At 60.4% G+C, this 13,213-nt stretch carries 12 protein-coding genes; 8 read left to right on the forward strand and 4 right to left on the reverse strand.

Annotated features, from left to right (window positions below):
* Positions 1-47 precede the first annotated feature (47 nt).
* Complete coding sequence (locus tag PSEBG33_RS12860) at positions 48-1,067, reverse strand: AraC family transcriptional regulator (protein ID WP_005788494.1); 1,020 nt, start codon at positions 1,065-1,067, stop codon at positions 48-50.
* 168 nt (positions 1,068-1,235) lie between these two features.
* Between PSEBG33_RS12860 and efeU the strand changes: the two genes are divergently transcribed.
* Genes efeU through efeO (PSEBG33_RS12840) form a run of 4 tightly spaced genes read left to right on the forward strand, consistent with a single transcriptional unit; the run spans position 1,236 to position 5,455 of the window.
* Complete coding sequence (efeU, locus tag PSEBG33_RS12855; RefSeq protein ID WP_005788495.1) at positions 1,236-2,081, forward strand: iron uptake transporter permease EfeU; 846 nt, start codon at positions 1,236-1,238, stop codon at positions 2,079-2,081.
* Between the two features lie 10 nt (positions 2,082-2,091).
* Positions 2,092-3,294, forward strand: a complete 1,203-nt coding sequence (gene efeO / locus PSEBG33_RS12850) for an iron uptake system protein EfeO (protein WP_005788496.1) — start codon at positions 2,092-2,094, stop codon at positions 3,292-3,294.
* Between the two features lie 13 nt (positions 3,295-3,307).
* Positions 3,308-4,612, forward strand: coding sequence for an iron uptake transporter deferrochelatase/peroxidase subunit (gene efeB / locus PSEBG33_RS12845; RefSeq protein ID WP_005788497.1), 1,305 nt, complete (start codon positions 3,308-3,310; stop codon positions 4,610-4,612).
* A 24-nt stretch (positions 4,613-4,636) separates the two neighbouring features.
* Positions 4,637-5,455: an iron uptake system protein EfeO gene (gene efeO, locus PSEBG33_RS12840; protein WP_005788498.1), complete on the forward strand. Its 819-nt coding sequence runs from the start codon at positions 4,637-4,639 to the stop codon at positions 5,453-5,455.
* A 71-nt stretch (positions 5,456-5,526) separates the two neighbouring features.
* Here efeO (PSEBG33_RS12840) and pssA read toward each other — a convergent pair whose 3' ends face one another.
* Positions 5,527-6,870: a CDP-diacylglycerol--serine O-phosphatidyltransferase gene (gene pssA / locus PSEBG33_RS12835; protein WP_005788499.1), complete on the reverse strand. Its 1,344-nt coding sequence runs from the start codon at positions 6,868-6,870 to the stop codon at positions 5,527-5,529.
* A gap of 125 nt (positions 6,871-6,995) precedes the next feature.
* Here pssA and PSEBG33_RS12830 point away from each other — a divergent pair, with 125 nt between their 5' ends.
* Together PSEBG33_RS12830 and PSEBG33_RS12825 are read left to right on the forward strand one after the other, a co-directional pair.
* Positions 6,996-7,547: a TetR/AcrR family transcriptional regulator gene (locus tag PSEBG33_RS12830; protein ID WP_005788500.1), complete on the forward strand. Its 552-nt coding sequence runs from the start codon at positions 6,996-6,998 to the stop codon at positions 7,545-7,547.
* A gap of 56 nt (positions 7,548-7,603) precedes the next feature.
* Positions 7,604-8,083 (forward strand): DUF1348 family protein, encoded by a 480-nt coding sequence (locus PSEBG33_RS12825; protein WP_005788501.1) that lies wholly within the window; start codon positions 7,604-7,606, stop codon positions 8,081-8,083.
* A gap of 62 nt (positions 8,084-8,145) precedes the next feature.
* Here the strand turns inward: PSEBG33_RS12825 and PSEBG33_RS12820 are convergent, their stop codons facing one another.
* Together PSEBG33_RS12820 and PSEBG33_RS12815 are read right to left on the reverse strand one after the other, a co-directional pair.
* Entirely contained in the window at positions 8,146-9,303 is a 1,158-nt protein-coding gene (locus PSEBG33_RS12820; protein ID WP_005788502.1) for a PQQ-dependent sugar dehydrogenase, read from the reverse strand.
* 12 nt (positions 9,304-9,315) lie between these two features.
* Positions 9,316-9,630 (reverse strand): hypothetical protein, encoded by a 315-nt coding sequence (locus PSEBG33_RS12815; protein WP_005788503.1) that lies wholly within the window; start codon positions 9,628-9,630, stop codon positions 9,316-9,318.
* A gap of 184 nt (positions 9,631-9,814) precedes the next feature.
* On the opposite strand from PSEBG33_RS12815, the gene PSEBG33_RS12810 reads away from it, so the two are divergent.
* Entirely contained in the window at positions 9,815-10,654 is an 840-nt protein-coding gene (locus PSEBG33_RS12810) for a Ku protein (protein WP_005788504.1), read from the forward strand.
* Between the two features lie 24 nt (positions 10,655-10,678).
* Positions 10,679-13,198, forward strand: a complete 2,520-nt coding sequence (ligD, locus tag PSEBG33_RS12805; protein ID WP_005788505.1) for a DNA ligase D — start codon at positions 10,679-10,681, stop codon at positions 13,196-13,198.
* Positions 13,199-13,213: the final 15 nt, after the last annotated feature.

A 13,213-nucleotide genomic window follows, 5' to 3' on the forward strand; every position in this document is an offset into this window, starting at 1 on the left:
GGGGTGAAGGAATGAGTGAGAAATGTCTTACTTGCGCATAACGAAGGTTAGAACCGACTCGATTCGCTCAAAATCAAACTCCGATAATGCCCCGGGTTCGATCCCGACCATTTACGAAACGCCTTATAGAACGAACTCGCATCGGCAAACCCCAGCCGCGTGGCAATCTCGGCAAAGCTGATCTGCGGTTCAGCCAACCACACAATCGCCAGTTCTTTGCGCACACTGTCTTTGAGGCCCTGATAAGTCTGCCCCTCTTCCGCCAGGCGCCGACGCAGGGTGGACGCAGAAATGCATAGCCTGGCTGCAAGGCCCTCCGTTTCCGGCCAGGTGTCGGGAGGCATCTGCCGAAGGTCGTGCTTGATGCGCGTGGCGAGGCTTTCAGGGTCGCGGTATTTGACCAGGATGTTGGCTGGTGCATGGGCCAGAAAACGTTGGAGCTCCTGCTGACTGCGTTTGATCGGCAGGTCCAGGCAGTCGGCAGAAAAGATCATGCGGGTACGGGGTCGATCAAAGCGCAGGTTGTCGGAAAACATTACCTGGTAATCGTCACAGAAGTCCGGCTGCGCGCAACGCAGCTCAATGGCCAGGATCGGGATGCGACGCCCCGCCAGCCAGCACGCAACGCCGTGGACGATCATCCAATAAGTGAAATAGGTGAACGCACGCTTGGGCTCATCGGGTTCGAGCAGGACGATCTCCGCCAGGCTCTGTTGGCGAACCAACTGGGCCGGCATGTGCTCCAGCATCAACGACAGAAACCCCAGGCCGGTTTCCAGGCCCGCCGCCAGGCTCGGTTGCGCCATGGCGGCGCGACACAGAAACGCCAAACTGCCGGATTTGAGTGCGCGCGGGTCCATGCCAAAAAACTCGTCATCCCTGCGCCGCGCCAGCAAACGCCAAAGGCGCGCATAGGCCGTGGCCGGGACACGGGCATGGGGCTGCTCAAGCAATGCAGGGTCAATCCCGACTTTGCTCAATGCCTCGACAGTGGCCGCACCAGGCGCACAGCTCTGCAACAGCGCTTCGCGCACTAGGTGGATGGAGATGGTGTCTTTTTCCGACATGGGATGTTGAGTTATCCGACTGCAAACCAGGTGGCCTGCATCATAAGGGCGGTCGCGCTTCGCCACCACTGTTCAGCCCTCGTTCAGCAAAGGTCAATATTTCTTGTTTAGCAATGAGTATCATTATGTTACAACTTAGCTTCCTAACTAGTTACGCCCTGGTGCCCGATGCTCGTTCCTTTTTTAATCATGCTGCGCGAAGGCATTGAAGCCGCCTTGATCGTTGGCATCATCGCCAGTTACCTGCAGCAGACCGGCCGTGGCCAGTGGATGCCTGCGGTGTGGATTGGCGTATTCCTGGCCGCGGCCCTCGCCTTGCTGGTCGGTGGCGGCCTTGAGTTGGTCAGCGCCGAATTCCCGCAAAAGCAGCAGGAACTGTTCGAAGGGATCGTAGGGCTTGTCGCCGTGGGTATCCTCAGTTCCATGGTGTTCTGGATGCGCAAAGTGGCGCGGTCAATCAAACACGCTCTGCATGAGTCTCTCGACCATGCCCTGGCCGGCTCCCGGAACCAGGTTTTCGCGCTGATCGCCATGGTGTTTTTTGCCGTGGCCCGCGAAGGGCTGGAGACGGTGTTCTTTCTGCTGGCGGTGTTTCAGCAGAGCGAAGGTATGGGCGCACCGATAGGTGCCCTGCTCGGCCTGACCCTGGCCATTGTCGTAGGCTTTCTTATCTACTCCGGCAGCATGCGCCTGAACCTCGGCGCGTTTTTTCGCTGGACCGGCCTGTTCATCCTGGTGGTGGCGGCCGGCATTCTCGCCAATTCAGTGCAAGCCCTGCATGAGGCCGGTGTGTGGAACCACTGGCAAACCGTGCTGTTCGATTTCAGCGCAGCGCTGCCCATGGACAGCCCGTTGGGCTCGGTACTGGCCGGCATGTTCGGTTATCAGGAGGCGCCGACCGTCAGCACCCTGGGTGCCTATGTGATTTACCTGGTGGTGGCTCTGGTGATGTTCTTCCTGCCCTCGGCCCCCGCCAAGCCTGTCGCCACGACTTCTTCCGTTTCCAGCCAGTAAGGACCGTCTCTTGTCCAACCCAACCCCTCAATCGGCCCCGCCATCCCGCGCCTTGCGCTGGGGTGTGGCCGGCTCGGTGGTGGTGATGATCGCCGCCGGTGGCCTGTTCTACTACGCCTCGCAATTGGCCGCGACCAAACGCCAGACCAACCACAATGAAATCGCAGTCACGATTCACAGCCACGCCTGCGAGCCCAACGCCCTCACCGTGCCGGCCGGGCGCGCAAGCTTTCGTATCATCAACCGCTCCGACCGTGCGGTGGAGTGGGAAATCCTCGACGGTGTGCTGGTGGTCGAGGAACGGGAAAACATTGCCCCAGGCCTGAGCCAGGTGATCAACGCCAACCTGTTGCCCGGTGACTACGCCATCACCTGTGGCCTGTTGAGCAACCCGCGTGGCACCTTGCATGTCACACCCACCGCGGAGTCCGACGCCCAGGCCAAGGCCAAGCCGTCGATGGTGGCGTTTATCGGCCCGTTGTCGGAGTTCCGTGTGTACTTGAGCGGCCAGAGCGGTGCGCTGATCAAGGCGGTGACGGCGCTGCAACAGGCTATCGACGCCGGTGATCTGGCCCAGGCGCAGGCCCTGTATGTGCCGGCCCGAGAGGCATATCAGCGCCTGGCGCCTGCCTCTCAACGCCTGGCCGAATTGGATAACGCAATCAACGCCCGCGCCGACTACTTTGAAAAGCGCGAGCAGGACCCTGCCTTTAGCGGCTTCCATCGCCTCGAATACAGCCTGTTCCAGCAACACAGTCTCGACGGCCTGGCGCCGGTCGCGCAACGCCTGGTGGCCGACGTCACCACGCTCAAGCAACAGTTGCTGGCGCAATCGCTGCCCCCAGAGCAATTGGTGAGCATTGTGGTGCGCAACCTCAACAGCCTGGCGGATGTACGTGCCCGCAGTGGTGAAGAGGAGCGCTACAGCCATATTGATCTGAACGGCTTTGCCGCCAACCTGGACGTCGCTCGTAAAGTGGTCGACTTGATGCGCCCGCTACTGGGCAAGTCCGCAGCCGGCTTGCTGCCCGATATCGACAGCGCGCTGAATGCCTTCGACGCCGAACTCGCTGCATTCAAAGTCGGCAATACCTACAGCACGTACGACAGCATCAGCGCCGATCAGCGCCAGCAGATCGCCGACAAGGCCAAGGCACTGGCCGCCGCACTCGATGGAATCGACCCCGCCCTTGGCCTTTCCGGCCTGCAGTGAGACGAACGCATACATGAGTGATTCAGAACAGCTAAACCTTGCGCGCCGCCGCGTCCTGCTGGGCATGGCGGCCACCGGCGCGGCCATCGCCGGCAGCACCTTGACCTGCCCGGCCATGGCCGCAGCAGCCGAGCAAGTCACCAGCGCTCCGCGCAGCGACAAGACCCACGACCACCAGGCTTTTTTCGGTCAGCATCAGAGCGGCATTGTCACCCCGCGCCCGGCCTGCGGCATGGTGGTGGCCTTCGACGTACTGGCCAGCGACCGCGAGGACCTCGAACGTTTGTTCCGCACCCTGAACGAGCGTATCGCGTTCCTGATGAGCGGCGGCACCGTGCCACAGGTCGACCCGAAACTGCCACCCACCGACTCCGGCATCCTTGGCCCGGTGGTTACCCCAGATAACCTGACCATCACCGTGTCGGTCGGCGAATCGTTGTTCGATGAGCGCTTCGGCCTCAGCACCGTCAAACCCAAGCGCCTGAGCCGCATGGTGGGTTTCCCCAACGATGCACTGGAGCCGGCGCAGTGCCACGGCGACCTGAGCCTGCAGTTCAGTTCCAACACGCCCGATACCAACATCCACGCCCTGCGCGATATCGTGAAAAACCTGCCTGACTTGCTGCTGGTGCGCTGGAAACAAGAAGGCAGCGTGCCGCCCCAGGCCCCGGCCAAACCCGGCGAACCGGCGCAGAGTGCGCGTAACTTCCTGGGTTTTCGCGACGGTTCGGCCAACCCCGACTCCAACGATGCCAAGGCCATGGACCAGATCGTCTGGGTGCAACCGAGCAGCGACGAACCCGCCTGGGCGGCCCATGGCAGTTACCAGGCCGTGCGTATCATCCGCAACTTTGTCGAGCGCTGGGATCGCACCCCACTGCAAGAACAGGAAAGCATCATCGGCCGTGTCAAACCCACCGGCGCCCCCATGGATGGCCAGCATGAAACCCAGGTGCCGGACTACAGCAAAGACCCGCATGGCAAGTTGACCAAGCTTGATGCGCACATCCGCCTGGCCAACCCGCGCACCCCGCAGACCCAGGCCAACCTGATCCTGCGGCGGCCGTTCAACTACTCCAACGGCGTCAACAAAAACGGTCAGTTGGACATGGGCCTGTTGTTCATCTGCTATCAGGCTGACCTGGAGAAAGGCTTTATCAGCGTGCAAACGCGGCTCAACGGCGAACCCCTGGAGGAATACCTCAAGCCGGTCGGCGGCGGGTATTTCTTCACCTTGCCCGGCGTCACCGGCCCTGAGGATTTCATCGGGCGCACACTGCTTGCTGCAACGCACTCAACCCCCCCTGCCAAGACCTGAAACACACCAGAGCGGAATGCCCCCATGAAGAAGTCGTCTATCGCGTTGTCGTTGTTAATGAGCCTTGCGCCGCTGGCTGCCTTCGCTGCTACCGCGCCGCTCGACCTGGTAGGCCCGGTATCGGACTACAAGATCTACGTTACCGAGGAAATCGGCGAGCTGGTCACCCAGACCCAGGCGTTTACCGACGCCATCAATAAAGGTGACCTGGCCATCGCCAAGAAGCTCTATGCGCCGACCCGCGTGCACTATGAGGCCATCGAGCCGATCGCCGAGCTGTTCAGCGACCTCGACGCGTCCATCGATTCGCGTGTCGATGACCATGAAAAAGGTGTGACGGCCGAAGACTTCACCGGCTTTCACCGGATTGAATACGCGCTGTTCGCGCAAAACTCGACCAAGGGTCTGGAAGCACTGACCGCCAAGCTCAATACCGATGTAAACGATCTCAAGACGCGGGTCGATGGCCTGACCTTCCCCCCGGAAAAAGTCGTCGGCGGCGCTGCGGCGCTGTTGGAGGAAGTCGCCGCCACCAAGATCTCCGGCGAAGAAGACCGCTACAGCCATACCGACCTGTATGACTTCCAGGGCAACATCGACGGTGCGAAGAAAATCGTCGATCTGTTCCGTGGCCAGATCGGACAGCAGGACCAGGCGTTCCTGGCCAAGGTCGATAAAAACTTCGCCACCGTGGACAAGATCCTGGCCAAGTACAAGACCCAGGATGGCGGCTTTGAAACCTACGACAAGGTCAAGGACAACGACCGCAAGGCCCTGGTGGGCCCGGTCAACACCCTGGCTGAAGACTTGTCGATGCTGCGCGGCAAGCTGGGTTTGAATTAAAGGCGACCTGCAAAAAAACACCCAGGCCCTGTTGAGGGGCCTGGGTGTTTTTTTTGCCTGCGGGATAACGGCTACAAAATGCGGTACAGCAAACGCTCAATACGCACTCGGCTGACCCGACGCAGGAATTTCCCCACTGCCGGCGGGTAATCAACCAACGTCTGCAATTGCTGGTAGCCCTGGATACGCGTGGTGTGCTGGAAGATCTGCGCCAGCTCGGTACGCCGCGGCTCCAGCCATTGGCCCTTGGGGTCGTCGATCAGCAAGCCGTTTTCCAGATCGAGGCGAAATGCCCTGGGGTTGAGGTTGTTGCCGGTCAGCAAGGTATAGCGCTGGTCAACCCACATGCCCTTAAGGTGGTAGGTGTTGTCGCCATCGCGCCACAGGTGCAGGTTCAACTGGCCGCTGTCGATCATCGGCTGGTGACGCTTGGCAAAGCGCCGCAGGCTGATCTCATACAGATAAGGCAAGGCCGCGATCACCTTGAACGGCTCGCTGGGCGGAATATAGAAGTCGTTGGCCGTCTTGTCGCCGACCACGATGTCGATCTTCACCCCACGCGCCAGGGCGCGGTTGATCTCGCGGGTCACCGGCAACGGCAGGTTGAAATACGGCGTGCAGATGATCAACTGCTGTTGGGCGCTGGCGATCAGCTCCAGAATGACCCGGCTCAGTGGGTTGCTCTTGCCGACGCCGAGCAACGGGCTCACCGAGAGGTGACCATTGGGCAACTGCCCGGCCGTGGTGTCATAGGCCGCGTGCTTGAGACGGCTGCGCAGGTCGCCGATATCGTTGCGCAGGCTGCGGGTGGTCGGCGGGTTGGGCAGGTCCAGGCGGTGCACGGCCTTGGATGCCACCAGGCCGTGCTCGATCAGGTGTTGCATCGAATCGGTCAGCACCTGGCTGTGGATCAGGTGGTAACGATCGAAGCGGTACTTGTCGAACTTGTGCAAATACACATTGTTGAGGCTGGCGCCGCTGTACAGCACGCTGTCATCGATCACAAAGCCCTTGAGGTGCAATACGCCAAACAGCTCGCGGGTTTGCACCGGCACGCCATACACCGGCACTTCGCTGGCGTGGCTTTGCGTCATGGCCTGGTACCAGGCGCTGTTGCCCGGCTGCTTGCCGGCGCCAATCAAACCACGCTGGGCGCGCAACCAGTCGACCATCACCACGATGTCCAACTCCGGCCGTGCCGCCTTGGCGGCGTGCAGCGCGTCGTAGATCTCCTGCCCCGCTTCGTCGTGCTGCAAGTACAAGGCGACGATGTAGATGCGACGCGTTGCCTGGGAGATTTTTTCCAGCAGGCAGCGACGATAGGCATCGGCGCCCGACAGCACCTCGATGGCCTCCGGGGACAGCGGGAAACCGCGTAGTTTGGGCAACAGGGAGCGTTTGAAGAACGACGGCATAGGGCTCGCAATGGGTCGAATCCGAAGAGGTCCAGAGCTTACACCATGGGACTGCTCAGGTCTCGCCGTACGGCATGGAAAAAAGCCGGTTGACCAAGAAGAACGATCGTTCTACTGTAATAAGCATGAACGACATAACCCGCGACATTATCCTCGACGTCACCGAAAAGCTGATCTATCGCCATGGCATCGCCGCCACCGGCATGGACTTGCTGGTAAAAACCGCTGGCGTATCGAGAAAAAGCATCTATCGCTATTTCGCCAACAAGGACGAGTTGGTGATTGCCGCCCTGCAGCGCCGCGACGAACGCTGGATGCAGTGGCTGCGCAGCGAAGTGGAACGCAGCGACAACAGCGGCGAGCGCCTGCTGGCGCTGTTCAGCGCCCTGAAAAGCTGGTTCGGTTCCGCGGATTTTCGCGGCTGCGCCTTTATCAATACCAGTGGCGAAACTGGCAACGCTCAAGATCCGGTGCGCCTGCTGGCCAAGGCCCACAAACACAAACTGTTCGAGTACGCACTTGAACTGTGTCAAGCACATGGCACCCCCGACCCGCAACAGCAGGCCGCGCAACTGCTGATCCTGATCGATGGCGCCATTACCGTTGCCCTGATCATGGGTGATTCAACAGCTGCCGATAATGCGCAATGCATGGCGCGAACGTTATTGGGACTTTGAATTCTCGGAATTGGCAACTTCTATCATTCAACCCTATTGTTTTCAGGAGCCACCCCATGTCAGTCAATGCACAAGCCCGCCCGCCCCTACCGCCCTTTACTCGCGAGTCGGCCATCGAAAAAGTTCGCCTGGCCGAAGACGGCTGGAACTCCCGCGACCCAGAACGGGTTTCCCTGGCCTACACCCTGGACACCCAGTGGCGTAACCGCGCCGAATTCGCCCACAACCGCGAAGAAGCCAGGCAGTTCCTGAGCCGTAAATGGGCCAGGGAACTGGAGTATCGATTGATCAAGGAGTTGTGGGCGTTCACCGGCAACCGCATCGCCGTGCGCTATGCCTATGAGTGGCATGACGACTCCGGCAACTGGTTTCGTTCCTACGGAAATGAAAACTGGGAGTTCGATGAAAACGGCCTGATGGCCAACCGCTTTGCCTGCATCAACGATAAGCCGATCCAGGAAAGCGAACGCAAGTTCCACTGGCCGCTGGGGCGTCGCCCGGATGATCACCCGGGCTTGTCAGACCTAGGCCTGTAGCTCTCTTACCCTCTGTAGGAGCGAGCTTGCTCGCTCCTACAAAAAGCGATTACCGAAAGGCATCAGTCCTGATTCAGCCCGACCCGATACAACACGCCATTATCCTCATCCGTCAGCACATACAGAAACCCATCCGGCCCCTGCCGCACGTCACGAATTCGCGCTTTCAACTCGCCCAGCAAACGTTCCTCGTGAACGACCCTGTCACCCTCGAACTGCAACCGAATCAACTCCTGAGTGCCCAGCGCACCGATAAACAGGTTGTGCTGCCACACCTTGAACCGGTCGGCGTCGTAGAACGCCATACCGCTGATGGCCGGGGACTTCTCCCAGACATGGTGGGGCTGCACCGTGCCTTCTGCCGTTTTGCCCTTGGCTTCGGGAATCGGTAGCAGGGAGTAGTTGATGCCGTGGGTCGCCAGCGGCCAGCCGTAGTTCTTGCCGCGCTCGATGATGTTCACTTCATCGCCCCCACGCGGCCCGTGCTCGTTTTCCCAGATCGTACCGCTCCACGGGTTCAGCGCCAGGCCCTGTGGGTTACGCTGGCCGTAGGACCAGATCTCGGGACGTACACCGGGTTGGCCGACGAAGGGGTTGTCATCCGGTACGCGGCCATCTGGATAGATGCGCACAACTTTGCCTTGCAGCTTGTCCAGGTCCTGGGCGGTCGGTCGGTCGTTGTTCTCGCCCAGGGTCACGAACAGATAGCCGTCACGATCGAACGCCAGGCGCGAGCCGAAGTGGTTGCCGGTAGACAGCTTGGGCTCCTGGCGCAGGATCACCTTGAAGTTCTCCAGGCCGCTCATGTCAGCAGACAGGCGCCCGCGCCCCACAGCGGTTCCGGCTTTGCCATCCTGCCCGCCGCCTTCGGCGTACGACAGGTAGACCATACGGTCCTGCTTGAAGTCGGGTGACAACACCACATCCAGTAACCCGCCCTGCCCCTTGGCCCACACTTGTGGTACCCCTTTCAATGGAGCGGAAAGCTTACCGTCGGGACTGACAAATCGCAGATGCCCGGGAAGCTCGGTCACCAGGAAGCCCTGCCGATCCGGGAGAAACGCCAGCGCCCAGGGATGATCCAGGCCTTTGGCGATCGGCGTGACGGTGATACTGCCTTGCTCGCTGGGGAATTGCTGGCTATCGGCGGCATAAACGGTGGTCAGCGGCAGCAGCGTGGCGGCACACACAGCCGCTAGCAGAGTTTTGCGTAGAAACATAAGGCGAAGTCCTTACCGGCGATTGCCGTTGGCATCATAGGTGGGTGCTTTGGTTTCGGTGGCCGGGCGACTGGGAGCTGCGTCGCGCTTGGGATACGTATTGCCGATTCCGCGGTTTTCCACGGTCGGCCGAGGGCCGGTGGGCGCAGTCTGGATACCGCCGGCCGCAGGTGCATTGGGCTGAGTGCCCTGCATGCTATTGGGGTTGGCCCGGTGAATCGGGCTGTTATTGGTGTCGTATTGGCCCGGCAGGTTTTGTGCCTGGGCCCAAGGCGCCAGGGCCAGGCCCAGCGCAAGTACTGCAAGATAACGTACATAACCCTTCATGACGGAGCCTCTCTATGCCGAGTACTACGTGCTTTCGATAACACGCTACGCCATGGGTTCGGCTTGCGACACTAAATAGTTTCTCATCAGGTGTAACACGATCTGTCCGAGCATCTGCCCGCCGAAACTTTTGCCGCGCCCTGCGAGTCACCACAACAGGCTCACTTTTTAAGGAATCGGAGTTATGCCACGGGCAATCTGGAAAGGCGCTATCAGTTTCGGTCTGGTTCATATCCCGGTGTCGCTGGTCTCGGCGACATCTTCCCAAGGCGTTGATTTCGACTGGCTGGACAAACGCAGCATGGACCCGGTCGGCTACAAGCGCATCAACAAAACCACGGGCAAGGAAGTCACCAAGGAGCATATCGTCAAGGGCGTCGCCTTTGAGAAGGGCCGTTATGTGGTGCTCAGCGAAGATGAAATTCGCTCGGCCCATCCGAAATCGACCCAGACCATTGAGATCATCGCGTTTGTCGCCGCTGACCAGATCCCCCTGCAAAACATCGACACGCCCTACTTCCTGGCGCCAGACAAACGCGGCGGCAAGGTCTATGCACTGCTGCGCGAAACCCTGAAGAAAACCGGCAAGGTCGCCCTGGCCAATGTGGTGCTGCATACCAAACAGCACTTGGCCGCGTTGATGCCGCTCGAATCGGCCCTGGTACTGGTGATGCTGCGCTGGCCCGCGGAAGTGCGCAGCCTGGACGAGCTGGAACTCGGTGCCGATGTAACCAAACCGACCCTGGCCAAGGGTGAGTTGGATATGGCCAAGCGCCTGGTGGAAGACATGAGCGCAGACTGGCAACCCGACGAGTACCGCGACAGCTTCCAGGACAAGATCATGGCGCTGGTGGCGAAAAAGGCCAAGGCCGGCAAGATCGAAGACGTGGAGTCGAGCCAAGACAGCGAGGAGCGCAAATCCGCCGACGTTATCGACCTGACCGAACTGCTTAAACGCAGCCTGGCGGGCAAACCCGCGGCGAAAAAGCCCGCCGCGAAGAAATCCAACAAAAAGGCCTCTTGAGCCTGCCATTGACTGGAGCACGACATGGCAAAGCCCCTGAGCGAATACAACCGCAAGCGCGATTTCAAGATCACCGCCGAACCCGCCGGCAGCTCACCCGCCAGCAAGCGGAAAGCCTCGGCGCTGAGCTTCGTGATTCAAAAGCATGATGCGCGCAACCTGCATTATGACTTTCGCCTGGAACTCGATGGCGTGCTGTTGAGCTGGGCGGTGCCCAAGGGCCCGAGCCTGGACCCAAGCCAGAAGCGCCTGGCGGTCCACGTTGAAGACCACCCCCTGAGCTATGGCGGTTTCGAGGGCAGCATTCCAGCCGGCCAATATGGCGCAGGCGATGTGATTGTGTGGGACCGAGGTATCTGGCAGCCCCATGATGAGCCGCGCAAAGCCTATGCGGCCGGCAAGCTCAAGTTCACGCTGGTGGGCGAAAAACTCGCTGGGGATTGGACCCTGGTACGCACCCGACTCAAGGGCAGTGGCGACAAGGAGCAGTGGCTGCTGATCAAGGAAAAAGACCAGCAGGCACGCCCCGCTTCTGAATACGATATTGTCGACGCCAAGCCTGCCAGCGTGCTCAGCGATGCGGTGGTCGGCACGCCCAAGGCCAGGGCCCCAGTCCAAAAAAAGCCAGCGCCAAAGGCCAAGGCCCGCACGCAAGTGAGCGCCATACCCGAAGAATTTGCCCCGCAATTGGCGACCTTGGTCGATCGCGCCCCCGAGGGCGATTGGAGCTACGAGATCAAGTTCGACGGTTATCGCATTCTCGCGCGCATCCATGACGGTGAAGTGCGCCTGTTCACTCGCAACGGCCACGACTGGACCGAACGCCTGCCGCGCCAGGCCAAAGCCTTGCAAGCCCTCAAGCTCAAGGACAGCTGGCTGGATGGCGAAGTGGTCAGCCTCAACGGCGACGGCTTGCCGGATTTTCAGGCATTGCAGAATGCCTTCGATATCGGCCGCAGCCTGGACATCGTCTATTACCTGTTTGATGCCCCCTTCCTGAACGGCCGTGATCAACGCGAAGATCCGGTCGAGGAGCGTCGGGCTGCGCTTAAAGCTGCGCTCGCCGGCAGCAAAAGCAAACTGCTGCGTTTCTCCGAAGCCTTTGCCGCCAACCACCGCGATATTTTCGAAAGTGCCTGCGACCTGGCGCTCGAAGGCGTGATCGGCAAGCGTGTAGGCAGCCCCTATGTGTCCCGCCGCAGTGCTGACTGGATCAAGCTCAAATGCCGCCTTCGCCAGGAGTTCGTGATTGTGGGCTACACCCGCCCTCAGGGTTCGCGCAGCGGGTTTGGCGCGTTGCTGCTGGCGGTCAACGATGAAACCGGGCTGGTATATGCCGGGCGTGTGGGCACCGGATTTGATCAGGCCACGTTGAAATCCATCTACGCCAAGCTCACGCCGCTGGAGCGCAAGGACTCGCCCTTGCATAAGCCTTTGACCAGCACCCAGGCCCGTGGCGTGCATTGGGTCGAGCCGCGCCTGGTGGGTGAAGTGCAATTCGCCGAATGGACGCGTGAAGGCGTGGTGCGCCAGGCCGCCTTTGTGGGGCTGCGCACTGATAAGCCTGCGTCGCAGATCATTCATGAACAGCCGCGTGCGGCAAAGTCGGTCAATGCCTCGAAGACGCAGAAAACCGATAAAGCCGACACAGCGGTGAAGAACGTGAAAATCACCCACCCCGATCGCATTATCGACAAGCACAGTGGCACGCAAAAACAGCAATTGGCGCAGTTCTACGCCGACATCAGCGAATGGATCCTGCCGTTCCTGCGCGGTCGTCCTGTGTCACTGCTGCGCGCGCCCGAAGGCATCGAAGGGGAGCAGTTTTTTCAGAAGCACTCCGAACGCCTGACAATTCCCCACATCAAGCAACTGGATCAGGCCCTGGATCCCGGTCATGCACGCCTGATGGAGGTAGACAGCGCAGAGGCGCTGGCCGGCGCCGTGCAAATGGGCACTGTCGAGTTGCATATCTGGGGCGCCACTACGGACAAGATTGAAACCCCTGACCTGTTCGTCCTGGACCTCGACCCGGACCCGGCCCTGCCTTGGAAATCCATGCTGGAAGCGGCCGAACTGACCCTGTCGGTGCTGGATGAGCTGGGCTTGCAAGCCTTCGTCAAGACCAGCGGCGGTAAAGGTCTGCACCTGATCGTGCCACTGGCCCGGCGTGATGGCTGGGACGCCGTCAAAGCATTCGCCAAGGCCATTGCCCAGTTTATGAGCCAGCAACTGCCCGAACGCTTTACCGCCACCAGCGGCCCTAAAAACCGTGTAGGCAAGATCTTTATCGACTACCTGCGCAACGCCCGTGGCGCCAGCACTGTGGCGGCATACTCCGTGCGTGCACGGCCGGGTTTGCCGGTATCGGTGCCGGTCAGTCGGGAAGAGTTGAAAGGGTTGCGTGGCGCCCAGCAGTGGACGGTGGCGAACCTGCATGAGCGTCTTCAGGGTTTGAAGGGCGACCCATGGGCCGGCTATGCCAATCGGCAGAAGATCAGCAAGAAGATGTGGGACAAGCTGGGCGCAAAACCACCGCAGTGATTCGCGCCCGACACA

It is taken from the genome of Pseudomonas synxantha BG33R, assembly GCF_000263715.2.
GTDB lineage: Bacteria > Pseudomonadota > Gammaproteobacteria > Pseudomonadales > Pseudomonadaceae > Aquipseudomonas > Aquipseudomonas synxantha_A.